Origin of the sequence: Amycolatopsis sp. NPDC051061, assembly GCF_040682935.1 — a bacterium.
GTDB lineage: Bacteria > Actinomycetota > Actinomycetes > Mycobacteriales > Pseudonocardiaceae > Amycolatopsis.
The window spans coordinates 62,057-85,980 of the sequence record NZ_JBFBBZ010000039.1 but is presented as its reverse complement, the minus strand read 5'-3'; the positions used below and the strand labels follow the sequence as shown (position 1 = coordinate 85,980).

The 23,924-nt window shown below is 72.2% G+C and carries 22 protein-coding genes and 1 riboswitch; of the genes, 2 read left to right on the top strand and 20 right to left on the bottom strand.

Annotated features, from left to right (window positions below; genetic code table 11):
• Positions 1-85: 85 nt before the first annotated feature.
• Positions 86-1,135, top strand: a complete 1,050-nt coding sequence (locus AB0N03_RS38625) for an AsnC family protein (RefSeq protein WP_364382932.1) — start codon at positions 86-88, stop codon at positions 1,133-1,135.
• Here AB0N03_RS38625 and AB0N03_RS38620 read toward each other — a convergent pair.
• The 9 genes from AB0N03_RS38620 to AB0N03_RS38580 form a co-directional block, all read right to left on the bottom strand.
• A complete protein-coding gene (locus AB0N03_RS38620) occupies positions 1,132-2,061 on the bottom strand; it encodes an RluA family pseudouridine synthase (protein WP_364382930.1) in 930 nt (309 codons plus the stop codon). The genes AB0N03_RS38625 and AB0N03_RS38620 overlap by 4 nt on opposite strands.
• Positions 2,058-2,693 (bottom strand): signal peptidase II, encoded by a 636-nt coding sequence (lspA, locus tag AB0N03_RS38615; protein WP_364382927.1) that lies wholly within the window; start codon positions 2,691-2,693, stop codon positions 2,058-2,060. The genes AB0N03_RS38620 and lspA overlap by 4 nt, the downstream gene beginning before the upstream one ends.
• A gap of 23 nt (positions 2,694-2,716) precedes the next feature.
• Positions 2,717-3,343, bottom strand: a complete 627-nt coding sequence (locus AB0N03_RS38610) for a hypothetical protein (RefSeq protein ID WP_364382924.1) — start codon at positions 3,341-3,343, stop codon at positions 2,717-2,719.
• A gap of 19 nt (positions 3,344-3,362) precedes the next feature.
• Positions 3,363-4,709 carry an aminotransferase class V-fold PLP-dependent enzyme gene (locus AB0N03_RS38605; RefSeq protein ID WP_364382922.1) on the bottom strand — a complete coding sequence of 449 codons (1,347 nt, stop codon included), beginning with the start codon at positions 4,707-4,709 and terminating at the stop codon, positions 3,363-3,365.
• Positions 4,710-4,746: 37 nt separating this feature from the next.
• A riboswitch (SAM riboswitch) is annotated at positions 4,747-4,861 on the bottom strand.
• Between the two features lie 217 nt (positions 4,862-5,078).
• A complete protein-coding gene (locus AB0N03_RS38600) occupies positions 5,079-6,557 on the bottom strand; it encodes a potassium/proton antiporter (RefSeq protein ID WP_364382919.1) in 1,479 nt (492 codons plus the stop codon).
• A gap of 95 nt (positions 6,558-6,652) precedes the next feature.
• Positions 6,653-7,336: a metalloregulator ArsR/SmtB family transcription factor gene (locus AB0N03_RS38595; RefSeq protein ID WP_364382917.1), complete on the bottom strand. Its 684-nt coding sequence runs from the start codon at positions 7,334-7,336 to the stop codon at positions 6,653-6,655.
• 65 nt (positions 7,337-7,401) lie between these two features.
• Positions 7,402-9,024 carry a penicillin-binding transpeptidase domain-containing protein gene (locus tag AB0N03_RS38590; protein ID WP_364382914.1) on the bottom strand — a complete coding sequence of 541 codons (1,623 nt, stop codon included), beginning with the start codon at positions 9,022-9,024 and terminating at the stop codon, positions 7,402-7,404.
• 77 nt (positions 9,025-9,101) lie between these two features.
• On the bottom strand, positions 9,102-12,260 hold the full coding sequence (ileS, locus tag AB0N03_RS38585; protein ID WP_364382911.1) for an isoleucine--tRNA ligase: 3,159 nt from the start codon (positions 12,258-12,260) through the stop codon (positions 9,102-9,104).
• A gap of 242 nt (positions 12,261-12,502) precedes the next feature.
• Entirely contained in the window at positions 12,503-13,834 is a 1,332-nt protein-coding gene (locus AB0N03_RS38580) for an MFS transporter (RefSeq protein WP_364382908.1), read from the bottom strand.
• Positions 13,835-13,898: 64 nt separating this feature from the next.
• On the opposite strand from AB0N03_RS38580, the gene AB0N03_RS38575 reads away from it, so the two are divergent.
• The gene (locus AB0N03_RS38575; RefSeq protein WP_364382905.1) at positions 13,899-14,645 is read left to right on the top strand and encodes a metalloregulator ArsR/SmtB family transcription factor; all 747 of its coding nucleotides are present in this window, start codon (positions 13,899-13,901) and stop codon (positions 14,643-14,645) included.
• A 35-nt stretch (positions 14,646-14,680) separates the two neighbouring features.
• Here AB0N03_RS38575 and AB0N03_RS38570 read toward each other — a convergent pair whose 3' ends face one another.
• From AB0N03_RS38570 to AB0N03_RS38520, 11 genes are all read right to left on the bottom strand, one after another.
• On the bottom strand, positions 14,681-15,316 hold the full coding sequence (locus AB0N03_RS38570) for a hypothetical protein (protein ID WP_364382903.1): 636 nt from the start codon (positions 15,314-15,316) through the stop codon (positions 14,681-14,683).
• A 123-nt stretch (positions 15,317-15,439) separates the two neighbouring features.
• Positions 15,440-16,285, bottom strand: a complete 846-nt coding sequence (locus AB0N03_RS38565; protein ID WP_364382900.1) for a DivIVA domain-containing protein — start codon at positions 16,283-16,285, stop codon at positions 15,440-15,442.
• Between the two features lie 52 nt (positions 16,286-16,337).
• Positions 16,338-16,613 carry a YggT family protein gene (locus AB0N03_RS38560; protein WP_072477845.1) on the bottom strand — a complete coding sequence of 92 codons (276 nt, stop codon included), beginning with the start codon at positions 16,611-16,613 and terminating at the stop codon, positions 16,338-16,340.
• A 115-nt stretch (positions 16,614-16,728) separates the two neighbouring features.
• Positions 16,729-17,325, bottom strand: coding sequence for a cell division protein SepF (gene sepF, locus AB0N03_RS38555; RefSeq protein WP_364382898.1), 597 nt, complete (start codon positions 17,323-17,325; stop codon positions 16,729-16,731).
• Between the two features lie 95 nt (positions 17,326-17,420).
• Positions 17,421-18,152, bottom strand: a complete 732-nt coding sequence (locus AB0N03_RS38550) for a YggS family pyridoxal phosphate-dependent enzyme (RefSeq protein ID WP_364382895.1) — start codon at positions 18,150-18,152, stop codon at positions 17,421-17,423.
• Complete coding sequence (gene pgeF / locus AB0N03_RS38545; RefSeq protein WP_364382892.1) at positions 18,149-18,853, bottom strand: peptidoglycan editing factor PgeF; 705 nt, start codon at positions 18,851-18,853, stop codon at positions 18,149-18,151. Before pgeF ends, AB0N03_RS38550 begins: the two co-directional genes overlap by 4 nt.
• 82 nt (positions 18,854-18,935) lie before the next feature.
• Positions 18,936-20,243 carry a cell division protein FtsZ gene (ftsZ, locus tag AB0N03_RS38540; protein ID WP_364382889.1) on the bottom strand — a complete coding sequence of 436 codons (1,308 nt, stop codon included), beginning with the start codon at positions 20,241-20,243 and terminating at the stop codon, positions 18,936-18,938.
• Between the two features lie 243 nt (positions 20,244-20,486).
• Complete coding sequence (locus AB0N03_RS38535; protein WP_364382962.1) at positions 20,487-21,242, bottom strand: anti-sigma factor; 756 nt, start codon at positions 21,240-21,242, stop codon at positions 20,487-20,489.
• An 11-nt stretch (positions 21,243-21,253) separates the two neighbouring features.
• Positions 21,254-21,859, bottom strand: coding sequence for an ECF RNA polymerase sigma factor SigK (gene sigK / locus AB0N03_RS38530; RefSeq protein WP_364382886.1), 606 nt, complete (start codon positions 21,857-21,859; stop codon positions 21,254-21,256).
• A complete protein-coding gene (locus AB0N03_RS38525) occupies positions 21,852-22,586 on the bottom strand; it encodes a DUF1365 domain-containing protein (protein ID WP_364382883.1) in 735 nt (244 codons plus the stop codon). Before AB0N03_RS38525 ends, sigK begins: the two co-directional genes overlap by 8 nt.
• Entirely contained in the window at positions 22,580-23,857 is a 1,278-nt protein-coding gene (locus AB0N03_RS38520) for an FAD-dependent oxidoreductase (RefSeq protein WP_364382880.1), read from the bottom strand. The genes AB0N03_RS38525 and AB0N03_RS38520 overlap by 7 nt, the downstream gene beginning before the upstream one ends.
• Between the last annotated feature and the right edge of the window lie 67 nt (positions 23,858-23,924).

Below are 23,924 nucleotides of genomic sequence, written 5' to 3'. Positions count from 1 at the left end.
AGATCACCGACAAGAACGGTGAGCTGTCCGCCGGGGGCGGACCACCTCGGCGCGGCCGCTCCGGCGAGGCGGTAGCGTTCTGCGGGTGGCTGTGACCGATCCCGTGGATACCCGCCTGCTCGCCGCGCTCGCCGACCTCGGCAAGGCCGCGGTCCACGAGCTGGCGGCCAAGGTCGGCATGGATCCGCGCGAGGTCGCCTACCGGCTGGTGGCGCTGTCCGGCAGCGGGCTGCCGCTGCTCGTCGGCGTCGAGAGCGACCCCCAGGGGCTCCGGGCGGCGATCGCGGCCTCACCGCCGTCGTGGGCGAACCGGCCGCCGCAGCAGTTCCCGCCCCCGCCGTCGCAGCCGGTGCCACAGCAGCCCGCGCCGCCGATGCCGGCGCCGGGCCCGCACGGGGTGCCGTCGGGGCCGTACAACGTGCAGGGCGCGCCATCGGGACCGTACAACGTGCAAGGCGCGCCGTCGGGACCGTACAACGTGCAAGGCGCGCCGTCGGGACCGTACAACGTGCAAGGCGCGCCGTCGGGGCCGTACAACGTCCAGGGGACGCCGTCCGGGCGGTATCCGGGCCCGCCGCCCGGGCCACCCCAGCAACGTCCGCCCCAGCAGTTCGCCCCGCCGCCGGACCCGGTGGTGAGCACGTGGGGCCTGCCGCAGACGGCGTCCTGGGCCCGCGGCGACGAGCCCGCCCGCCCCGCGGCGCCGTCGGGCGGCAAGCGGGGCCGGATCCGCGAGGTCATGGAAACCCAGGGCCTGGAGGGCGAGCAGCTGTCGGTGCAGCTGCTGGAGGTGCAGGACCCGGCGGACTACCTGTTCAGCGCGGCGGGCTACCGCCTGGAAGAGGGCGAACGCGCGGTGGTCGTGCACACCGAGATCACCAACCGCGGGGCAATCCCGTTCGCGTCGCTGCCGGACAACTACCTCGAGCTGCTCGCCGCCGACGGCACCCCGATCGGCAAGGCCCCGGTGTCGCTGACGTCGCGGCCCCCGCACAAGATCGGCGTCCAGCCCGGCGAAACCCTGGGCGGCCACACGGTGTACGTCCTCCCGGACGCGACGCGGGTGGTGTCGGTGCGCTGGAGCCCGCGGCCGGAACCGGACGAGCGCACGGTGACCTGGTCGATCGAGGACTAGTAGCTCTCGTCGCGCAGGATTTCCAGGGCCTTCGCCAAGTCGTCCGGGTACTCGGACTCGAACTCGACCCGGCGGCCGTCCGCCGGGTGGGCGAACGCCAGCGTCTTCGCGTGCAGCCACTGGCGGTTCAGGCCGAGGTGGCGGGCCAGGACCGGGTCCGCGCCGTAGGTCAGGTCGCCGACGCACGGGTGGCGCAGCGCCGAGAAGTGGACGCGGATCTGGTGCGTCCGCCCGGTTTCCAGCTTGATGTGCGTGAGCGACGCCGCGCGGAACGCCTCGACGACCTCGTAGTGCGTCACGCTCGGGCGGCCGCCCTGGACCACCGCGAACTTGTAGTCGTGGCGCGGGTGGCGGTCGATCGGGGCGTCGATCGTGCCGCGCGTCGGGTCGGGGTGGCCCTGGACGATCGCGTGGTAGCCCTTGTCGACCGTGCGTTCCTTGAACGCGCGCTTCAGCACCGTGTACGCGTGCTCGCTCTTGGCCACCACCATCACGCCGGTTGTGCCCGCGTCGAGCCGGTGCACGACGCCCTGGCGCTCGGCCGCGCCCGACGTCGCGATGCGCAGGCCGGCCGCGGCGAGGCCGCCGACCACCGTCGGGCCGGTCCAGCCCGGGCTCGGGTGCACCGCGACGCCGACCGGCTTGGAGATCACGACGATGTCGTCGTCGTCGTGGAGGATCTTCATGCCCTCGACCGGTTCGGCGACGATCTCCACCGGGTTCGCCGGCTCCGGCAGGGTGATCTCCAGGAGGCCGCCGCCGGAAAGCCGGTCGGATTTCCCGGCGGGACGGCCGTCGAGCAGCACGTCCCCGGATTCGGCCAGCTCCGCGACGACGGTCCGCGAGAGGCCGAGCAGCTTGGCGAGGCCGGCGTCGACCCGCATCCCGTCGAGTCCGTCGGGCACCGGGAGCATCCGTGAGCTCACGCCTGCTCCTCCTGCGCTTCGGCCTTCTTCTTGTCCTTGGTCGACGTGCCGTCGTAGTCCTTGCCCAGCAGGGACAGCAGCACGATCAGCGCACCGCCGACGCAGATCGCCGAGTCGGCGATGTTGAAGATCGCGAAGCCCTTGCCGTTCGGGGCGAACGCCGAGATGAAGTCGACGACGTGACCCTGCAGCCCGCCGGGTGCGCGGAAGATGCGGTCGGTCAGGTTGCCGAGAGCGCCGGCGAGCACCAGGCCGAGGCCGATGGCCCAGCCGATCGAGCGCAGCCGCCGGGAGAGCCAGATGATCGCGATGACGACGGCCAGCGCGACCAGCGCGAGCACCCACGTCATGCCGGTCGCCATCGAGAACGCGGCGCCCGGGTTGCGGATCACCTGCAGGTAGATCAGCCCGCCGAGGATCCGCAGCGGCTCCTTGCCCTCAAGGTTCGCGGCGACCAGGTTCTTCGTCACCAGGTCGATCGCCCAGAACACGACCGCGACGGCGAACACCCAGCCCACGCGGCGCTTCGGCAGCGGCTTCGCCGGGGCTTCCGGCGACTCCTGCACGGTCTCGGGCGTCGCCTCGGCGGCCGCGGCGGTGTCGGGTTCGGAATGGCTGGGGTCGGTGCTCACCCCTCCATTCTCCACGGCCCTGGTCAGGGCGTGTCGGCGGCGGTGACCGGCCCGCGCAGGAGCACCGCGAACGCGGCCCCGAACAGGACGCCCGCCGACACGAGCGCTCCGGCCGGTGGCGTCAGGAACACCACGGTGACCAGGAGGAAGACGCCGGTGACGGCCAGCACGAACCGGCTGCGCTCGTAGGCGGCGAGCACCAAGAGGCCGAGCGCCGCCAGCAGCGCGCCCCGCACGTCCCCGGGCAGCCGCAGCTCGAGCGCGCCGACCAGGTCGAGCAGCGGGACGGCGATGAGCGCACCCAGGGTGCCGAGCACGAACCGGACGGGCCGCGGCGGCGTCTCGGCGCGGCGCAGGCCCAGCCAGTACCAGCCCGCCACGGCGAGCACCACGCAGGCGAGGCCCACCAGCCAGCTGAGCCTCGCCGACGGCACGACGTCGGCCGCGGTGGCGCTCAGGCCGGTGGCGTAGGCGCCTCCGTCGGAGTAGCGGGTGCCCACCACCAGCTGGTTCTCGCGAGTCATCGGCAGCGCCTGGAGGCCCACGAACCGGCCGCTGCCCTCATCCGGGATCAGCGCGACCGCCACCATCACGAGCTGGGCGAACCCCAGCGCGGCCAGCGGGAACCAAGATCGCCGTGAACTCCCCATCCGGGCAGGATAGCGGCGCTCAGCAGAACGGCGGCAGCTCCCGCGGGTCGCCGGCCGGGGCCCAGCGGCCATCCACCTTCGCGTACTCCCAGCGGGCGCCGCGCGCGACGATCTGGCGCAGTGCCAGCACGACGCGGTCGACGTGCTCTTCGGTGCTGCCCAGGCCGAGGCTGACGCGGACCGCCTGCCGCCCGTCGCCGCCGGTCACGCCGATGAGCCGCTTGGCCGCGATGTGGGCGCAGAAGGCGCCGTCGCGCACTCCGATGCCGTACTCGGCGGACAGCACGGCCGCCAGCCAGCCCGGGTCGAAGCCGTCGACGACGAAGCTGACCGTGCCGACGCGGTCGACCGGCGCGTCGAACAGCCGCAGCTCGGCGCAGCCCGGGATGCCTTCGAGCCCCTTGCGCAGCCGGGTGAGCAGGGCCTGCTCGTGGTTTTCGATCGCGGCCCAGTTCTCGCTGAGCGTCTCGCAGGCGACGCCGAGCGCGTACACGCCGACGGTGTTGGGCGAGCCGGCTTCGTGGCGCTCGGGCCCGGTGTTCCAGACGACCGCGTCCTCGGTGACGAGCTTGGTCGCGCCGCCGCCGGCGAGGTAGGGCCGGGCGGCGCGCAGCCAGTCGGCGCGGCCGATCAGCGCGCCCGCACCGAAGGGCGCGTACAGCTTGTGGCCGGACAGGGCGACGTAGTCGACGTCCAGCTCCTTGATCGAGATCCGGCGGTGCGGGGCCAGCTGGGCGGCGTCGAGCGCGATGCGGGCGCCGTGCTTGCGCGCCACGGCGGCGATCTCCGCCACCGGCAGGAGCTCACCGGTCACATTGGACGCTCCGGTCACGACGACCAACCGCGGTCCCTGCGGGGCATCCGCGAGCGCTTCGTCCACAGCGGACACTGCCGCGAGGCGGGTGCGCGGGGTCGGGATCCGCCGGACGTTCGGCCCCGGCCACGGCAGCAGCGCGGCGTGGTGCTCGGTGTCGAACACGATCACCGTGGTGTGCCGGGGCAGGCTGCGGGCGAGCAGGTTGAAGGAGTCGGTGGTGTTGCGGGTGAAGACGACGGTGTCGGTGCGGCGGGCGTCGACGAAGCGGCGCAGGACGTCGCGGGTGCGCTCGTAGAGGCGCGTCGAAACCTGCGACGCGAAGCCGGCGCCGCGGTGGACGCTGGCGTACCAGGGCAGGAACTCGTCGACCTTGGCGCGGACGGCGTCGAGGCACGGGGCGCTCGCGGCGTGGTCGAGGTTGGCGTAACCGATGGTTTCGCCGGTGACGAGCGGGACTCGCAGCGACGCTCCGGCGACGGCCGGGATGCCTTGCGCGACAACGGCTTCAGTGAAGGTGGTCGTGCTGGTGCGGTCGATGGCGAGAGTCATCGGTGCCTCCTCGGCGATCCGGGGGACCCCGGCGAGGGGCCCGCGCTTGCCCGTCGCACGGCGCGACTGGCCCGGTCTTCACCCGGGGCACCCCACCGCGGTAGGAGGGTTGCCGGCCAGCAAGCCGGGGCTTCGCGCTGGCACTCATGACCTGAGCCAGAAGGTAACCGAGAACGCGGCCGGCGGCCAACCCCCGCCTCACATTCTGAGACGCCGCTCACACACCGTGAAGGCCTCAGAGCTTCGCGCGGAAGCGGCCCGGGCCGGGCAGCGCGCGTGATCGGGGAGGCATCACGCGTGATTGAGGGGGCATCTCGCGTGATTGGCGGGTCGACACGAGACGTGCGATCGGTCGTGACCACGAACGGGCTAGCGGCCCGACTCGCCCTTCCAGCGGGCCAGGCGGCCGGCCCGGTCCACCGCGCGGAGCCGGCGCTCGACGGCGTCGCGGACCCCGCTCGTCGTGACGACCAGCAGCTGGTCGTGCTCCTGCAGCCGGCTGGTCTTCTGCGGCGTGAAGCCCGCGCCGTCGCGCACGACCAGGCTGACCGTCGCGCCGATCGGCAGCCGCAGCTCGGACAGGTACACGCCGTGCAGCTTCGACCCCGGCTGGATGCGGACCTGCAGCAGCTCGGCGCCCAGCTCGTCCAGCGGCGCGGAGTCGACCTCGATCTCGTGCGCCTCGGACTTCTCGGCCAGCCCGAGCCGGCGCCCGAGCGGCCCGAGGGTCGCACCCTGCACCAGCGTCAACACGATGACCAGCACGAACACCGCGTCGACCAGCCGTTGCGCACCCGGGAGCCCTTCCGAGAGCGGGATCATCGCGAGCACGATCGGCACCGCGCCGCGCAACCCGGCCCACGACAGGAACGCCTGTTCCCGCCACGGCAGCTTGAAGGGCAGCATCGCCAGCACGACCGAGATCGGCCGGGCCAGCAGCAGCACGACGGCGCCCGCGACCAGGCCCGGCACCAGCGCCTCGAGTACCCGGCTCGGCGAGGCGAACAGGCCGAGCAGCACGAACAGCCCGATCTGCGCCAGCCAGCCGAGCCCCTCGGCGAACGACAGCGTGTCCGAGCGGTGCGGCAACCGCGAGTTGCCGAGCACCAGCGCCGCGACGTAGGTGGCGAGCAGCCCGGACGCGTGCGCCAGCTGCCCGGACGAGTACGCCACGACGCAGACCGCGACCGTGGCGAGCGGGTAGAGGCCGGTCGCCGGCAGCGCGGCCCGGCGCAGCGCGATGCCGCCGAGCCAGCCGAAAGCGAGCCCGATAGCCAGGCCCGCCCCCAGTTCGTAGACCACCAGCAGCGGCAGCGTCCAGTCCACAGTGGCGCCTTCGGCCAGCACCACGACGGCGATGTACGCCGGCGCGTCGTTGATGCCCGACTCGAGTTCCAGCGCTCCGGTGAGCCGTTGGCCGATCCCGGCCGAGCGCAGCACCGAGAACACCGCCGCCGCGTCGGTCGAAGCGAGTACCGCGCCCCACAGCAGGGCGAACCGCCAGTCGAGGCCCAGCAGCCAGTGCAACGCGGCGCCGGTCACCGCGATGCTCACCACAACGGCCACAGTGGACAGTGCGATCCCGATGCCCAGCGCGGGTTTCACCGCCGACCAGCGCGTCGTCAGGCCGCCTTCGGCGAGGATCATGACGAGCGCGGCGAGGCCGAGTGACTGGGTCAGCTCGGGGTTGTCGAACCGGATGCCGAAGCCGGCTTCCCCCAGCAGCACACCGATCGCGAGGTAGAGCAGCAGCGAAGGCAGGCCGAGCCGGATGGAGACGCGCACGGCGAGCACGGAGGCGAGCAGCACGACGCCGCCGACGCCGAGCAGCACGGGAAGCTGGTCCATGCCGCCTCCCTCCGGGTGCCGTGGGCACTCAGAATAGTGAAGCGGCCGGGTTAACTCATTCGTGTACCGTCGGCCCGAGCCGGCCGCTCGGTGTGTTAAGGCCCATCGAGCGCGGCCACGTCGACACCCAGCGCCGCGAACGGCTTCGTCGCCGACGGAAGCACCTTCACCGCGCGGTGGCCGTCGCGGGCGACCCAGCCGGCCTCGACCGCGCGGTCGAGCAGCGCCGCGGGCAGCGCGCCGGCGAGGTGGTCGCGGCGCTCCGTCCAATCCAGACAGTCGCGCAGCAGCGGCCGCCGCCCGGCGGCGACCGGCACGCCGAGCCCGGTCAGCACCTCGCGGCCGCGGCCGGTCAGCGTCAGCCCGTCGGCGGTGTCGAGGAGGCCGGTGGCGAGCATGCCGTCGCGGACGGCGACGCCGAGCACGCCGGCGAGGTGGTCGTAACAGGTCCGCGCGAACCCGAGCCGCTTCACCCGCAGCGACGACTTCAGCCCGGTCACCGGCCGGTGCTCGGCGTGCTGGGCCAGGTGCTCGATCAGCTCGGCGACGCGCGGGTCGGCGATCCGGACGTAGCTGGCCCGGCCCTGCTTGACCCGGGCGACGAACCCGGCGTCGACCAGCCGGGTGACGTGCTCGCTGGCCGTGGAGAGCGCGATCCCGGCCGCCTTGGCCAGCTCGCCGACGGTCCAGGCCCGCCCGTCGAGCAGGACGAGGCACATGGTGGCCCGGCTCGGGTCCGCGAGCACCGCGGCGACCTCGGCGAGAGCGATCGTCTCCATGCGACCACGGTACGGCGGCCACCCTTCGCCCACGACCGAAGCTTCGCACCCCGACGGGTACGGGGTCAGAGGGCCTTCAGGAACTTCGCGGCCAGGGTGACCGCCGGGCCCGAGTCGTTCGAGTCCTCCAGGAGCACCGCGAACGCGACGGTCCCGCGGTACCCGACGAACCAGCCGGTGGCGTCCGAGCCGTCGCCGAACTGGGCCGTGCCCGTTTTGCCGAACACCGCGCCGGCTCCCGCGGCACCGCGACCCGTTCCGCTGGTCACCACCGCGCGCATCATCTTCCGGACCTCGCCGAGCACCGGCGCCGGCGGCGGCGAGTAGCCCTTGACGACCGTCGTCTCGAGGTCGTGCCACAGCCGCGGCGTGATCGCCTTGCCGGCCGCGACCGTGGCCGCCATCATCGCGCCGCCGAGGCAGCTCGCCTGGATCCGGCCCTGGCCGAACCCGTCCTCGACCTGCTCGTCCTTGCTCGCCGCGGGCTCGACCTTGCCCAGCTCGGTGTCGATCCCCGGGATCTCGTAGTCGGCGTTGAGGCCCAGCTCGTCGGCCGCCTTCTGCAGCCCGTTGGCCGGCAGGTCCAGCGCGAGCTGCCCGAACGTCGTGTTGCAGGACCGCGCGAACGCCGTCTGCAGGTTCGTCGCCCCGAGCTCGAAGCCCTCGTTCTTCACCGTCCGCGTCCCGATCGTCGCGACGCCGGGGCAGTCGACCGGCGAGCCCGCGTTCAGGCCGCTCTGCTGGACCGCGGCGACCGACGTCGCGATCTTGAACGACGAACCCGGCTCGTAAAGCCCGTGAAGCGCCTTCGGGGTGTTCCCCGCGGCCGCGTTCTGCGCGACGGCCAGGATGTCTCCCGAGCCGGTGTCGAGGGCGACCATCATCGCCGACCCCGGGTAGCTGTTCACCGCGGCCTGCGCGGAGTTCTGCGCGGCCAGGCTCAGGCTCGACGTCAGCGTCTTCGCCTCGCCGGCGGCCTTCCCGAACAACGTCTCCACGCTCTTGCCGCTCGTGTCGACGCGCTGGACGGCGAGGCCGCCGCCGGCCGCCGCCGTGACCTGCCCGGTGAGCGCCGAACGCAGCAGCGGCGCCGGGTCGCCCTCGACCGCGCGCAGGCCGCTCGACCCGCTGATCAGCAGCGGCTTGCCGGCGCGGTCGGCCACGGCCGTCGTGTCCTGCACGGCCGTGCTGATCACCAGCCGCTGGCCCGCCTCCAGCTTCGGGTGCAGCAGCGACGGCGCCCAGTGCACGAGCCACTTCCCGCCGGCCTGGGCCAGCTGGAACGGCACGTCGTAGGTCCAGACCTGGCCCGGCTTCAGCGTCCACGCGAAGCTGAACGTCCCGCCGGTCCGCGTCGCCCCGGCCGGGGTCGGCTGCAGGACGGTCAGCTTGGCCGTCACCGACGACGGGTTCAGCGTGTTCCGCGCGTCCCGCAGGGCCACCGCGGCCGCCGGGGCGGCGTCGGTCAGCCGGGCCGCCGCGTCCGGGTTGTTCTCGGACAGGTCCTGCAGGTATTCGGTGATCGACGAGTGCGGGTCGAGGGCGCCCGGGCTCTCGACGCTCGTGGCGCCGGCTTCCGCCGCCGGCGCCGCTCCCCCGCCGTTCAGCACGAAGAACGCCACCACCACGACCGCGACGACCAGCACCGCGCCGCCGATCAGGATGCCCCGTCTCTTGGCAGGACTCATGTCCGCGTACCCCTCCCCCAAGGAACGCCACCGCCGTGGGTGGCCGGCCGATCTTACCGGCCCCCCACGACAGCCCGTCAGGCTTTCGCGACCGAAACCGTCACCTTCGTGCCGTCGCCGACCGTGCCGGCCGAGCCGTCGGCCACCGCGGCGTGGGTCACCGACGTCGCCAGCGTCTCCGACGCCAGGAACTCCTGGTGGGTCCGAGCCGCTTCGACGACGTCGGCAGGCGCGTCGACGGTCAGCGCGATCCGGTCGGCGACGTCCAGCCCGGCGTCGCGACGCGCCTGCTGCACGACCCGGACCAGGTCGCGGACCAGGCCTTCGGCGGCCAGCTCCGGCGTCACCTCGGTGTCGATGAGGACCAGCCCCGACCCGCCGGGCAGCTCGGCCGCCGCGCCGCCGCTCTTGGCGACCAGCCGGCGGTCGAACTCGCCCTCCTGCAGCGAGATCCCGGCCGCGACGACGGTGTCGCCCCGCAGTGACCAGTCACCTGCCTTGACGGCCTTGATCACGGTCTGGACGTCCTTGCCCAGGCGCGGGCCGGCCGCGCGCGCGTTGACCGCGATCTCGAACCCGCCGTGCGCGGCGACGTCGGTGGTCAGCTCGACCGCCTTGACGTTCACCTCGTCGCGCAGGATGTCGGCGAACGGCGCCATCGACTCGGCGTCGCCGGCCGCCACGACCAGCGAGGACAGCGGCAGCCGCACGCGCAGCTTGTTCGCCTTCCGCAGCGACAGCGCCGACGACGCCACCTGCCGCACCCGGTCCATCGCGGTGACGAGCGCCGCGTCGGCGGGCAGGTCGAGCGCGTTCGGCCAGTCGGTGAGGTGCACCGAGCGGCCGCCGGTGAGCCCGCGCCAGACGACCTCCGTGGTCAGCGGCAGCAGCGGCGCCGCGACCCGCGACGTCACCTCCAGCACGGTGTGCAGCGTGTCGATCGCGTCCTTGTCCCCGGCCCAGAAGCGGTCGCGCGAGCGCCGGACGTACCAGTTCGTGAGGACCTCGAGGAAGTCCCGCACGGTCTGGCACGCGCCCGCGACGTCGTAGTGGTCCATCGCGTACTCGACGTCGGTGACGAGTTCGTGCGTCTTCGCCAGGACGTACCGGTCGAGCACGTTCGGCGAATCCGTGCGCCACCGGCCTTCGACGCCTTCCGCGTTCGCGTACAGCGCGAGGAAGTAGTACGAGTTCCACAGCGGCAGCACGGCCTGGCGGACGGCGTCGCGGATGCCCTTGTCGGTGACGACCAGGTTGCCACCGCGCAGGATCGGGCTCGCCATCAGGTACCAGCGCATGGCGTCGGAGCCGTCGCGCTCGAAGACCTCGTTGACGTCCGGGTAGTTGCGCAGGGACTTGGACATCTTCGCGCCGTCGGAGCCCAGCACGATGCCGTGCGCGACGCAGGCCCGGAACGCCGGCCGGTCGAACAGCGCCGTCGCGAGCACGTGCAGCAGGTAGAACCAGCCGCGGGTCTGCCCGATGTACTCGACGATGAAGTCGCTCGGGTAGTGGTGCTCGAACCACTCGGCGTTCTCGAACGGGTAGTGCACCTGGGCGTAGGGCATCGAGCCCGAGTCGAACCAGACGTCGAGGACGTCCGGGACGCGGCGCATGGTCGAGTTCCCGGTCGGGTCGTCCGGGTTCGGCCGGGTCAGCTCGTCGATGTAGGGCCGGTGCAGGTTGTCCAGCCGGACGCCGAAGTCGGCCTCCAGCTCGTCGAGCGAGCCGTAGACGTCGGTGCGCGGGTGCTCCGGGTCGTCGGACTGCCACACCGGGATCGGCGTGCCGAAGTAGCGGTTGCGGGAGATCGACCAGTCGATGGCGTTCTCCAGCCACTTCCCGAACTGGCCGTCCTTGACGTTCTCCGGGTACCAGGTGATCTGCTGGTTCAGCTCGACCATCCGGTCCTTGAACTGCGTCACCGCGACGAACCACGACGACACCGCGCGGTAGATCAGCGGGTTCCGGCAGCGCCAGCAGTGCGGGTAGGAGTGGTCGTAGGTCTCGTGGCGCAGCAGCACAGCACCCTGCTGCCCCGCCGAACCCGTGCCGTTCTTGAGGTCGCGGACGATGTTCGGGTTGGCGTCGAAGACCTGCTGGCCCTCGTAGTCGGGCACGGTGGCGTCGAACTTGCCGTGCGCGTCGACCGGCGTGACCGGCGGGATCCCGGCGGCGTCGGTGACCACCTTGTCGTCGGCGCCGTAGGCGGGCGCGATGTGCACGATCCCGGTGCCGTCGTCGGTGGTGACGTAGTCGGCGGCGAGCACCTGGTGCGCGTTCTCGGTGCCGGTGAAGTACGGGAACGGGGGTGCGTAACGGTTTCCGAGCAGCTGCTCACCGGTGTAGCGCGCGACGACCGTCGGCTCTTCGCCGAGTTCACGCGCGTACGCGGCGACGCGGGCTTCGGCGAGCAGGAACCGCTTGCCGTCGCTCTCGACGACGACGTAGTCCACCTCGGGGTGCACGGCCGTGGCGAGGTTCGACGGCAGCGTCCACGGCGTCGTCGTCCAGATGAGCAGGTAGGTGCCGTCGAGGTCGTTTCCGTTGCCCTCCAGGCGGAAGCCGACCGTGACGGCCGGGTCCTGGCGGTTGCGGTAGACGTCGGCGTCCATGCCCAGCTCGTGGTTGGACAGCGGCGTCGCGTCGCGCCAGCAGTACGGCAGGACACGGTAGCCTTCGTAGACGAGTCCCTTGTCCCACAACCGCTTGAACGCCCACAGCACCGACTCCATGTAGGTGACGTCGAGCGTCTTGTAGTCGTTGTCGAAGTCGACCCAGCGGGCCTGGCGGGTGACGTAGTCGCGCCACTCGTCGGTGTAGCGCAGCACGGACTCCTGCGAAGCCGCGTTGAACTTCGCGATGCCCATCTCTTCGATCTCGGACGTCTCGGTGATGCCGAGCTGGCGCATCGCCTCGAGCTCGGCGGGCAGGCCGTGGGTGTCCCAGCCGAAGCGGCGCTCGACCTTGCGGCCCTTCATCGTCTGGTAACGCGGCACCAGGTCCTTGACGTACCCGGTGAGCAGGTGACCGTAGTGCGGCAGGCCGTTGGCGAAGGGCGGGCCGTCGTAGAAGACGTACTCGTTGTCGCCGTGCTCGCCCGCGGGGCGGGCGTCGATGGTCGCCTGGAACGTCCGGTCCGTCTCCCAGTAGGCGAGGACGTGGGACTCCAGCGCGGGGAAGGACGGCTGCGACGGGACGCCGGTGCCGTCGCCGAGCTGGGCCTGGGGGTACATCCGGGTGCTCCTCGGTTCGTCGCTCTCGTACGGACGACCGGGTTCCCGGTCACCCACACGGGGACGAAACGCCTTGGCGGCGCACCGCGGTACCACCCCGCTTGCCCGGCGGTGGAGCTGCCGGGCCGCTCGTTCGGCGGCTGTCACGGGCCGCACCCGTCCGGTTCTACTGAGAGCGGTGAAGCTCGGTTCTTCCGGAGGCTCCCCGGTGATGGCCGGGTCGACGCCTTGGTGATACCAGGTTAACCGGCCCGCGCAACCGAGTTGTCACGAGGGGCACGTACGCCGGCGAAGGTCACGCCGATCGCCAGCAGCCACAACGCTCCCGCGATCAAGCCGGCCCGGTGCAGCCCTTCGACGAACCGGTCGCCCGGCTCGCCGGCGACCGCGCCGAGCACCGCCACACCGAGGGCACCGCCGGCCTGGCGGGCGGTGTTGTTGATGCCGCTGGCCACGCCGGCGCGCTCGGGCGGGATGCCGCCGACCGCGGCCGTCACCACCGCCGTCGTCAGCAGGCCCATCCCGATGCCGAGCCCGAGCAGCGTCGGCAGGAGGGCCGCGTAGCCACTGTTTCCGTTGAGCCGCACCAGGTTCAGCATGCCGAACGCGCCCAGCGCCAGTCCGGCGGCCATCAGCGGGCGCGGCCCGAACCGGCCGGTCAGCCGGCCCGCGACCGGCGCCAGGATCGAGAGCGGCCCGAACAGCGGCAGCACCTCGAGCCCGGCTTGCAGCGGCGAGGCGTGGCGCACGCCCTGCAGGTACAGCGTCAGCACGAGGATCGCGCCGATGCCGGTGAAGTTCATCGCCGCCGCGACGAAGTTCGCGCCCGCCGTCCGCCGGGCGACGTCGAGGGGCAGCATCGGGTCCGGGGAGCGGCGCTCGACGGCCAGGAACGCCGCCAGCGCGACGACCGCCACCACCCCGGCCACCGCACTCCCGCCGATGACCGCGTAGACGCCGGCGCCGAGGGCGGGCGCGGCGGTGGCGACACCGGCGGCGTCGACCCGCCGGCCGGGCGCGCGGTCGCCGCGCGGCACGAGCCGCCGGGTCGCGAGAGCGGCCGACAGCACGATCGGGACGTTGAGCCAGAACACCGGCCGCCAGCCCGCCGCCGAGACGACCGCGCCCCCGAGCACCGGGCCCGCCGCCAGCGCCAGCGCCGACACCCCGGCCCAGACGCCGAGGGCCCGCGCGCGCTCGGCGTGTCCCGGGTAGGCGTTCGTGATCACGGCGAGGGTGCCGGGCAGCAGCAACGCGGCGCCGAGGCCCTGCCCGGCTCGCGCGGCCACGAGCCAGGGTGCGCTGCCGGCGAGCCCGCACGCGGCCGAAGCCGCGCCGAACAGGACGAAGCCCGTGAGGACGACCCGGCGGTGGCCGAAGACGTCGCCGAGCGCGCCGCCGGTGAGCAGCAACGCGGCCAGGACGACGGAGTAGCCGTCCACCACCCATTGCTGCGCCGCGAGGCCGCCGTGCAGGTCCGCGCCGATGGCGGGCAGGGCGACGTTGACGACCGTGACGTCCAGCTGCACGAGGAACATGCCGGCGCACATGGTGACGAGGAGGGCGGAACGCATGTCCCCAGTGGACCGCGCGGACGCTTCCGTCGCGGTGGAAGTGTGCCGGGGGCATCCTGGAGACATGGAAGGCGACGCCGACATCGCCCGTACCGCGGCGCTGTTCGCGGACCCGGCGCGGGTCCGTGTGCTGCTCGCGCTCGCCGACGGCCGGGCGCTGGCGGCGTCCGTGCTGGCGGCCGAGGCCCGGCTGTCCGCGCAGGGGGTCAGCGCGCACCTGGCGAAGCTGCGGGCCGCGGGCCTGGTCGTCGCGGAGAAGTCGGGGCGGCACCGGTTCTACCGGCTGGCCGGCCCCGACACAGCGGAGCTGATGGAGACGCTCGCACGGTTCTCGCCGTCACAGCCCGTGACGTCCTTGCGCGAGGGGACGCGTGCGGAGGCGCTGCGGACGGCTCGGACGTGCTACGACCACCTGGCGGGCCGGCTCGGGGTGGCGGTGACGTCGGCGTTGCTCGAGCGGGGTGCGCTGGCCGGGGCTTCCGACACCCGACGGCGGCCGGGCGACCGGATTTCGGCTCCGCTGCGCGAACACCCGTACACGCTGGGTCCCGCGGCGCGCCCGGTGTTCGGCGAGCTGGGTGTGGACCTCGACGCGGCGGCGGCCGGACGCCGTCCGCTGCTGAAGTTCTGCTTGGACTGGAGCGAACAGCGCCACCACCTGGCGGGCGCGCTGGGCGCGGCGGTGGCGACGCGGTTCGTGGACGCGGGCTGGGTGCGACGGCGCGGGGCGGCGCAGCGCGCGGTGAAGCTGACGCCGGAAGGCGCGCGGGCTTTGGAGACCCATCTGGGCCTCGACGATCTTGCCGCCTGACGGCGTGTCGTCGCGCCGCGCTCGCGTGTCGTCGTCTAGCGGTGGGCGGAGACCAGGTTCGCGTCGGGGCGACAGCGGTCACAGGGAGTGAAGCCGAGCTGACGCGCCTCGCCGATGCCGATCGGGATCGTGTCGCGGGTACCCAGCCAGACGCACGTCGTCAGGTGGTAGCGCGGGTGCTCGTCGACCACCACGACCTCGTCCTCGAGGTCGGCCAGGACGGCGATGTCGGCCGCCGTGGTTTCTTCCTCGCCCGGGTCGGTCCCGGGTTCGGGCTCGGCCTGGGTTTCGGCCGGGACTTCCGCCGCGGCGGGTTCCGCCGGCGCCTCGGGCTCGGGCGTGTCGGCCGGATCCCCCAGGTCACCGGCCGCGGGGATGAGGACAGTCTGCTCGGCCTCGGCCGGCGGCTGCTCCGTCGAAGGCTCTTCGGAGACCGGCTCCTCGGAGGTCGGTTCTTCCGGGACAGCTTCTTCCGACGCGGACTTTTCGGGTGCCGGCTCGGCGCTCGGCGCCGATCGACGCCGGCGGCGCAGCCAGTCGGCGACCAGGATCAGCCCGGCCAGCACCGAGAGGCCGATGGAAACCCACGCCCACAGCGAAGAAGCGGTGATGAGCGCGGAGACGAGCAACCCCAGAGCCGCCAGTACCAGGACCAGCACGATGTAAAGCACGCTGAATTACAGCACGAACGGGGCAAGATCGTCGGTCGACCCGCCCACGTGCGGTACCGGATCGACTCCGAACCGTGGCCTGCCCCGCCGGCTCGTGCCGACGGGGTGGGCCAGGGTCGGAACTCAGCCCGCTTCGGCCCGCGGGCCGAACGAGTAGCCCTGGCCGCCGCCCGACGAACCGGACGACTGCCCGGAGTTCGAGGACGCCGACGCCGGGGCCGCGGAGCCGCGGTCGTCGAGCTCGCGCAGCTGGGATTCGAGGAACCCGCGCAACCGTGTGCGGTACTCCCGCTCGATCGTGCGCAGCTCTTCGATCTTCTTGCCCAGCCCGCCCTTCTCGGAGTTGAGGCTGTTCATCGTCTCGGTGTACTTGCGCTGGGACTCGCGCTCCAGCGTGGTCGCCTTGTCGCGCGCCTGGCGCTCCAAGGTCTCCGCCCGGGTCCGCGCGTCGTTCAGCATCGTGTCGACGCGGGTGCGCGCCTCGTTGACCATCGAGTCGGACTTCGCCCGGGCGTCCGAGAGCAGCTGCTCGGACTTGGTGCGGGCCTCGGCCAGCATCCCGTCGGACTCGGTCTTCGCCTCGGCGGTCAGCCGGTCCGCCATCTCCTGGGCGAGGCCCAGGACCTTGGCCGCCTGCACGTTCGGCTCGGCGCTGTCGCCGACCATCGAGTGCGCCTGCGTCTGCTCCATGGCGGACTGCGGCGGCGGCACCGGCGCCAGCCGGCGCGACGGCTCTTCCCGCATCGGGGGGGCGGATTTGGCATTGTCGAGCTCGCCGCGCGTCGACTCGAGCTCGGCGTCGAGCTGCTCCATCTGCTGGCGCAGCTCGTTGTTGTCTTCGATCAAGCGGGCCAGCTCGGTCTCCACCAGGTCGAGGAACGCGTCCACCTCGTCCTCGTTGTAGCCCCTCTTGCCGATGGGCGGCTTGCTGAACGCAACGTTATGCACGTCAGCGGGGGTCAACGACATCAGATCACCTCACGCACTCCATGGCCTGCAGGGTCCACCCAAGTTTCCCCGATCAACTTGGAGTCGCCAGTTGCATCGCGAAGAACACAACCAACAGCAGCACCATAATCGACAAGTCCAGTCCGACGCCGCCGATTCGAACCATCGGAATGATTCGTCTGAACAGACGAACCGGCGGGTCCGTAACTGTGTAGATGGTCTCGAGCGTCACCGCAACCCCCCCGGCCGGATGCCACTCACGGGCGAACGTCCGGACGAGTTCGATCACGATCCGCGCCGTCAGCAGCAGCCAGAAGGCGAACAGCACGTACCAGACGACCAGCCACACAGCTTCCACGTACCTACTCTAACCGGGCGTCCTCGTAGAAGACGCAGTTGAGGGGGTCGACGCGGCATCGGGTCGACAAAATCACGTCTGCTTGCGCTCAGCGGTCCGCGAGACTTCAGCCCCGCAAGAATAATCCGCCCTCGGCAATCCGCCGACGGTCTTCCGCGGTGACGTCCACATCGGGCGGTGAGAGAAGGAACACCTTGTTGGTGACCTTGTCCATCGACCCGCGCAGCGCGAACGCCAGCCCGGCGGCGAAGTCGACGAGCCGCTTGGCGTCGGCGTTCTCCATCTCGGTGAGGTTGATGATCACCGGGATGCCTTCGCGGTAGTGCTCGCCGATGGCGCGCGCCTCCACGTAGCTCGTCGGGTGCAGCGTGGTGATCCGGCTGAGCGGATCACGCAGCGGCGGGCGCGCCGGCTCGGTCACCGGGCGCAGGCGCGCCACCGGCTCCGGCTGCCGGTCCATCGCCAGCGCACCGTGGACGGCGGGCTCGGCCGAGGCCACGGAGCGTGATCGGCTGCGGCTGACGGGCTCGTCGTACGTGGCGTCGACGTCGCGGTACCGTGAACGGGACGGCCGCGGCGCCGGCTCCTCGTAGGAGTCGTAGTCGTCGTCGTAACCGCGCCGGTAATCGTCCTCGGCTTCGTAGCCGTCGTCGTCTGCGGGCACCATCCCGAAGTAGGCCTTCAGCTTCTGCAGCGCGCTCATGCCTCTCCCTAGCCCTAGCCGCTCCCGCACCAACGTTTCCACGCCATCAGTGCCCCGCACGGGCGAACACTAAACGTGACGACCGGGCGAGCTCCCTACGGCGAGGCTAAACCGCGTCCGCCGAGCAACGCGGTTCCGACACGCACACAGGTCGAGCCGTGCGTGATCGCCTGCTCGAGATCATGGCTCATCCCGGCAGAGACTTCTGCGGCATTCGGGTGATCTTTGCGGAGCCGCTCACCGGCCAGAGCGAGCCGTTCGAAGACGGCCGACGGGTCGGCGCCGAGGGGTGCGACGGCCATCAGCCCGCGCAGCCGCAGTTCACCCGTGTGAGTGACGCGCTCGGCGAGCGCGCCGATCTCGTCCAGCGGGCAGCCGCCGCGCTCCGGGTCGTCGTCGAGGCTGGCCTGGATGAGCACGTCGAGGGGTTCGTCACGTATCTGGGCGTCCCGAGCCGCACGCACCGCCTTCGCGAGCGCGTCGGCGAGCCGGGCCGAATCGAGGGACTGCACTTCCTGTACCCACTCGACCACGGACCGCGCCTTGTTCCGCTGCAGCCGGCCGACCATGTGCCAGCGCAGGTGCGCGTCCGGCCGCAGCTCGGCGACTTCGCGCGCCTTCGGGCCGGCGTCCTGGTCCCGGTTCTCGCCGACGTGGGTGACGCCGAGGTCGGCGAGCAAGGCGGCGTCGGACGCGGGAAAGGTCTTGGTGACGGCGACGAGCTTGACGTCTTCCCGGGCCCGGCCGGCGGCGCGGCACGCGGCGGCGATCCGCGCCTCGACCTCGGCGAGGTTCGCCGCCAGCTCGGCCTGGCGATCCGCGGTCATGCCTCGACCCAGGTGATGCCCGCGATCCGCCCGGTGGTCCCGTCGCGGCGGTAGCTGAAGAGCGTCTTGTCTTCGTTCGTGCAGCGCGGGTCGACGCCGATCTTGCCGACCCCCAGGTCCGCGAGCTGCCGCCAGAGCCCGGCGCGCAGGTCGAGACCGGGCGTGCCCTGCCGGGTCTTGCACGCGCTGCCCGGGACGTGTTTCTCGACGTCAGCGGCCATGGCGGCCGGCACCTCGTAGCAGTCGCCGCAGATGGCCGGGCCCAGCAGCGCTTCGATGCGGCCCACTTCGGCACCGGCTTCCCGCATGGCCTCGACGGCGGCCGGGACGACACCGACCCGCGTGCCGACGCGCCCGGCGTGCACGGCCGAGACGACGCCGGCCTCGGCGTCGGCCAGCAGGATCGGGACGCAGTCGGCGACGAGCACCACGAGCGCGACGCCCGGGGTCGCGGTCACCAGGGCGTCGGTCGCCTCGGCGGCCCGGGTCTCGGAGCCGTCCACAGTGGTCGCCGTGCGGCCGTGGACCTGCTCCATCCAGGCCAGCTTGTCCTCGGCCAAGCCCAGCTCGGCGGCGAGGCGCTTGCGGTTGGCGTAGACGTTCCCCTCGTCGTCGCCGACGTGATCGCCCAGGTTGAAGGTGTCGTACGGCGGCCGCGACGCGCCGCCGGCCCTGGTCGTCACCACTCGCCGAACCCGCATGTCCCCATCCTCCCAAACGCCGTGAAGGCCACCTTCAGGAACTACAAGTTCCTGAAGGTGGCCTTCACGGACCACAGTGTCTCTAGCGCCGCATGAACGGCGGGACGTCGACCTCGTCGTCCGACGGGTCGTCGTGCACCGGCATCGCGCGGCCGGGCAGGCTGCCCTGGGTCGCGTTGGAGCCCATCGGCGAGTAGCCGCGTGAGCCGCCGCCCGGCTGCGGGAGCCCGCCCGAAGACTGGTTCCCCGTGGCCGAGGGCAGCGGCGAGTGCGACCGCGGCGGCGCGACCGGGTAGCCGGAGCTGCCGGCCGATGGCACCGGGGTGGCGCCCGACGGCGACGCCTGCTGGTGCGAGACCTGGCCGGCCGAGGCCGACGCGGTGGTCCCGGACGAGCGCGAGCCGGAGCCGAACGTCGACGGGTCGAGCTTCTTGTGCGTCGGCGCGCCCGCGTCGAACCCGGCCGCGATCACCGTGACGCGGACCTCGTCGCCGAGCGAGTCGTCGATGATCGTGCCGAAGATGATGTTCGCGTCCGGGTGCGCGGACTCCTGCACCAGCGACGCCGCTTCGTTGATTTCGAACAGGCCGAGATCCGAACCACCCGCGATCGAAAGCAGTGCGCCGTGCGCACCATCCATGGAGGCTTCGAGGAGGGGCGAGTTGATCGCCTTCTCCGCGGCCTGGATGGCCCTGCCTTCACCGCGTGCGCTCCCTATTCCCATCAGGGCGGAGCCCGCGCCGGACATGACGCTCTTGACGTCGGCGAAGTCGAGGTTGATCAGGCCCGGCGTGGTGATCAGGTCGGTGATGCCCTGGACACCGGAGAGCAGCACCTCGTCCGCGGAGCGGAACGCGTCCATCAGCGAGACGCCGATGTCGCCGAGCTGCAGCAGCCGGTCGTTGGGGATCACGATGAGGGTGTCGCACTCGTTGCGCAGCGCCTGGATCCCGTCCTCGGCCTGCTTGCCGCGGCGCTTGCCCTCGAAGGTGAACGGGCGGGTCACGACGCCGATGGTCAGCGCGCCCAGCTTGCGGGCGATCTGCGCGACGACCGGGGCACCACCGGTACCGGTGCCACCGCCTTCACCGGCGGTCACGAACACCATGTCGGCGCCCTTGATGACCTCTTCGATCTCTTCACGGTGGTCTTCGGCGGCACGCTGGCCGACCTCGGGGGCGGCACCCGCGCCGAGGCCACGGGTCAGCTCGCGGCCGATGTCCAGCTTGACGTCGGCGTCGGACATGAGCAGTGCTTGGGCGTCGGTGTTCACCGCGATGAACTCGACACCCTTGAGGCCGACCTCGATCATGCGGTTCACGGCGTTCACGCCGCCACCGCCGATGCCGACCACCTTGATCACCGCAAGGTAGTTGTGCGGGGGCGTCATCGAAGTCCGCCTTCCTGATCGTTAGTGCCCGTACAGCCCGCCGGTGGGTGCTCAACTCTCAACCTCAACCCCAGATTGAGAGTTATGTCAACCGCCGACGTTAGGCAGGACGGTAGGCACCAGGCAGGCTCTAATCCAGTAGGCACGCCGTGTGTCGCAAAGGTGTTTTGCCACAACACGTTCGAGCGCGCAAGAGCGAGGAGCCGCGAGCGCCGCTCCGGCCCCGTCTGCTATGGCGCTCGGTCAGACCGGCACAGGCATGCTCATGAGCACCTCGGTGGGCGCCCCGCTGGGTGATCCGCCGGCCTGCTCGAGGCTCACCGCCAGGTGGTCGGCGCTCCCGACGCCCTCCGCGACGACCAGGCCGCCGTCGGCCGCGGCGGCGAGCACCCCGGCCGAGCGCGGCGCGTCCTTCCCGGTGATCAGCCAGGCCTCGTACACCTTGCCGCCCGGCTGCGCCGGCAGCCCCGCGTCCATCACCATCACGCGGTTCAGCGACTTCGACAGGACGACCGTCACGCCGCCGCCGGTGGGCGACTCGCCGTGCGCGGTCTTCGCGTCCGGCGCGGCGAGCAGCGCCGCCACCGGCGCGTAGCGGTCCTTCGCCTGGTCGAGCTGCGTCTGCGCCGACTGCAGCTCCTGCCGCTGGGTCAGCGCGATCCCGCCGAAGACCCCGCCCGCGGCGAGCCCGGCGACGGCGGCCGCGGCCGTCACGACGACCGCCCAGCGCGGGGCCCGCGCCGAGCGCCGGTGCCGGTCGGGCGCGCCGGGCCGCGTCCGCGGCGGCAGCTGGCGGGTCGCGTGCATGGCGGACAGGACCCGGTCCTTGAACTCCGGCGGCGGCTCCTCGGCCATCGCCGCGCCCAGCCGGGCCGCGGTCGCGCGCAGCTCGGCGACCTCCTGCGCGCAGGACTCGCACTGCTCGAGGTGGCGGCCGAACTCCGCCCGCTCGAGGTCGGACAACGCGTCGAGCGCGAACGCGCCCGCCAGGGTGTGCATTTCGGGAGTGCTCACGCGGTCACCCCCAGGCAGTCCCGCAGGCGGATCAAGCCGTCGCGCAGCCGCGTCTTGATGGTTCCTTGCGGCGTCGAAAGCACTTCGGCCACCTCGCGATACGTATAGCCCTGGTAGTAGGCGAGCAGCACGGATTCGCGCTGCAGATCGGTCAGGAAGGACAGGCACTTGCGCACCTGGGAGCGTTCGAGCCGCGCGGTGACGGACTCGGCGACCTCGTCGAACGGCCGGCCGCGGGCGGCTTCGAAGGTCGCCTTCTGCTCCCGCTCGGTGCTGGCGCGCGCCGAGCGGACGCGGTCGACCGCGCGGCGGTGCGCCAGGGTCATCGCCCAGTTCAGCGCCGAGCCCTTCTCCGGCGCGTACCGCGTGGCGGTGCGCCAGAGCTCGACGAGCACCTCCTGGGCGACCTCTTCGGACTGGGCCGCGTCCCGCACGATCCGCCGCACCAGCCCGAAGACCGGCCCGGCGAGCTGGTCGTAGAGCAGCTCGAAGGCCCGCTCGTCGCCCTTCGCGACGCGCGCCATGAGCTCCTCGGCGGTGGGCGCGGCCGGGGTGTCCGAAGGCACCGGCGCCACGGGTCGCCGGCGGGCCGACTCATCCATGCAGCTGTCCTCCGGCGTTCTGCGGCGTGCGCGGTACGACCGCGGCCTTCCGCAGCCACAGCACGACGCCGTGGCGGCGGATCAGCGCGGACACCCGCTGCGGGAGCAGCGGCCGGGCCAGCACGAGCCGGGCCAGCCACCGCGCGTTCACCGGGCGGCGAACTCCCCGCAGCGTAGCGACCAGCGGCGTCGAACTCCCGCGGCGCAACGCCACGGTGAGGTCGAGCAACGCTTCCGGGTGGGGCAGGCGCATCCGGTACTCGCCGTCCATCTCCTGGAACGGCGAGACGTAGAACGCCTTGTCCGCGCGGGCGCGGCCGGCCTCGTCGGGGTGCAGCAGGTAGGCGTGCCGGCCGCCGTAGGTGTTGTGCACCTCGGCGACGACGCACGCGAGCCGGCCCTCGGGGTCGTGGCACCAGTAGACGCTGATCGGGTTGAACACGTACCCGAGCACGCGCGCGGCGGCCAGCATGACGACCTTGCCGCCGCGCAGGTCGACGTCGCGCTCGGCGAGCCAGGTGTCCAGCTTCTCCCGGATCCCGCGCGGGTCGCCCGCGACGAAGTGGTCGCGGGCGTCGAAGCGGGCGAACGGCCGCAGCCACGCCGGCAGCCGCGGCGGCGCGTCGAGGTCGACGAGCCACAGGTACACGCGGTGCGCGAACGAGTGCGGCGGGTCGATCCGCCGCACGTGCGCGACCGTGGCGTCGTAGAGCGCGTTCGTCACCAATCCACTCCGAAGCTTTCGGCGGCGCGGGCGCCCGAAGAACAGCCGTCCTCGTGGAAGCCCCAGCCGTGGTACGCGCCGGCGTAGGCGAGCACGCCGTCGTTGAGCTCGGGCAATCGGCGTTGCGCCGCAACGGATTCCGGGGTGTAGACGGGGTGCTCGTAGTGCATCTTGGCGACCAGCGCGTCCTTGCCGGTGCCCTCGCCCGGGTTGAGCGTGACGACGTAGCCAGTCGGCTCGTCGAGGCGCATCAGGCGGTTCATGTCGTAGCTGACCTGGACCGCGCCGGTCGGGGCGCCGCACACCGGGGCCCGGTAGTTCCAGCCCGCGCGGGCGTCGGCCAGCGACGGCAGCACGCTGCTGTCGGTGTGCAGCCAGGCTTCGTTGGCCGAGTAGCGGAAGGCGCCGAGTACCTCGCGCTCGGCGGCGGTCGGGTTGGCCAGCAGGGACAGCGCCTGGTCGGCGTGCGTGGCGATGACGACCTGGTCGACGCGGTGCGGGGTGTCGGCGTCATCGCGGACCTCCACGCCGCCGCCCGTCCGCAGCACCGACCGCACCGGCGTGGACAGGTGCACCGCGGTGAGCTGCTTGGCCGCGCGTTCGACGTATTCGCGGGACCCGCCGACGACGGTCCGCCAGGACGGCGAGTTCTTGACACTCAGCATCCCGTGGTTGCGGAGGAACTCGAACAGGTAGCGCGCCGGGTAGCGCAGCGTGTCGCTGCGGTCGGCCGACCAGACCGTCGAAACCAGCGGCAGCATGAAGTGGTCGACGAAGTAGCGCGTGTAGCCGCCGATGGCGAGGAACGCGCCCAGAGTGACTTCGCCGGCGGCTGCGGAGTCGCCGGTCTCCAGCAGCCGCTTCGCGTGCCGGTGGAACTGCTTCACCTCGGCCAGCATCCTCAGGTAGCGGGCGCGGAGCAGGTTGCCGCGCTGGGCGAACAACCCGGGCAGCCCCTTGGCTCCGGCGTACTGGAGGCCGCAGCCGTCGCACCGGATGCTCATCGACATCTCGGTGTCGCGGGTGTGCACGCCGAGCTCTCCGAACAGCTTCAGCAGCGTCGGGTAGGTGCGCTCGTTGTGGACGATGAAGCCCGAGTCCACGCCGATGGTGCCGCCGTGGGCGCTGGGCACGTCGTGGGTGTGCGCGTGCCCGCCGAGCCGGGCGTCGGACTCGAACAGCAGGACCTCGTACTTGCGTTGCAGCAGGTATGCCGCCGTCAGCCCGGCCACCCCGCTGCCGATGACGGCGATGCGTTCTCCCGTGATCTCCACACCGGTACTTCGCCGCCGGGCCGCGGGTGGATTGGATGGACCCGGCACCAATCCACCGCGCAGGAGA

Coding starts and splice junctions, on each gene's coding strand:
- sepF (WP_364382898.1), bottom strand. CDS start 17,325: ATGAGCGCGCTGCAGAAGCTGAAGGCCTACTTCGGGATGGTGCCCGCA.
- sigK (WP_364382886.1), bottom strand. CDS start 21,859: ATGGATGAGTCGGCCCGCCGGCGACCCGTGGCGCCGGTGCCTTCGGAC.
- AB0N03_RS38550 (WP_364382895.1), bottom strand. CDS start 18,152: ATGACCGCGGATCGCCAGGCCGAGCTGGCGGCGAACCTCGCCGAGGTC.
- AB0N03_RS38580 (WP_364382908.1), bottom strand. CDS start 13,834: ATGCGTTCCGCCCTCCTCGTCACCATGTGCGCCGGCATGTTCCTCGTG.
- pgeF (WP_364382892.1), bottom strand. CDS start 18,853: ATGCGGGTTCGGCGAGTGGTGACGACCAGGGCCGGCGGCGCGTCGCGG.
- AB0N03_RS38590 (WP_364382914.1), bottom strand. CDS start 9,024: ATGAGTCCTGCCAAGAGACGGGGCATCCTGATCGGCGGCGCGGTGCTG.
- ileS (WP_364382911.1), bottom strand. CDS start 12,260: ATGTACCCCCAGGCCCAGCTCGGCGACGGCACCGGCGTCCCGTCGCAG.
- ftsZ (WP_364382889.1), bottom strand. CDS start 20,243: ATGACGCCCCCGCACAACTACCTTGCGGTGATCAAGGTGGTCGGCATC.
- AB0N03_RS38610 (WP_364382924.1), bottom strand. CDS start 3,343: ATGGGGAGTTCACGGCGATCTTGGTTCCCGCTGGCCGCGCTGGGGTTC.
- AB0N03_RS38575 (WP_364382905.1), top strand. CDS start 13,899: ATGGAAGGCGACGCCGACATCGCCCGTACCGCGGCGCTGTTCGCGGAC.
- AB0N03_RS38605 (WP_364382922.1), bottom strand. CDS start 4,709: ATGACTCTCGCCATCGACCGCACCAGCACGACCACCTTCACTGAAGCC.
- AB0N03_RS38600 (WP_364382919.1), bottom strand. CDS start 6,557: ATGGACCAGCTTCCCGTGCTGCTCGGCGTCGGCGGCGTCGTGCTGCTC.
- AB0N03_RS38565 (WP_364382900.1), bottom strand. CDS start 16,285: ATGTCGTTGACCCCCGCTGACGTGCATAACGTTGCGTTCAGCAAGCCG.
- AB0N03_RS38595 (WP_364382917.1), bottom strand. CDS start 7,336: ATGGAGACGATCGCTCTCGCCGAGGTCGCCGCGGTGCTCGCGGACCCG.
- AB0N03_RS38535 (WP_364382962.1), bottom strand. CDS start 21,242: ATGCACACCCTGGCGGGCGCGTTCGCGCTCGACGCGTTGTCCGACCTC.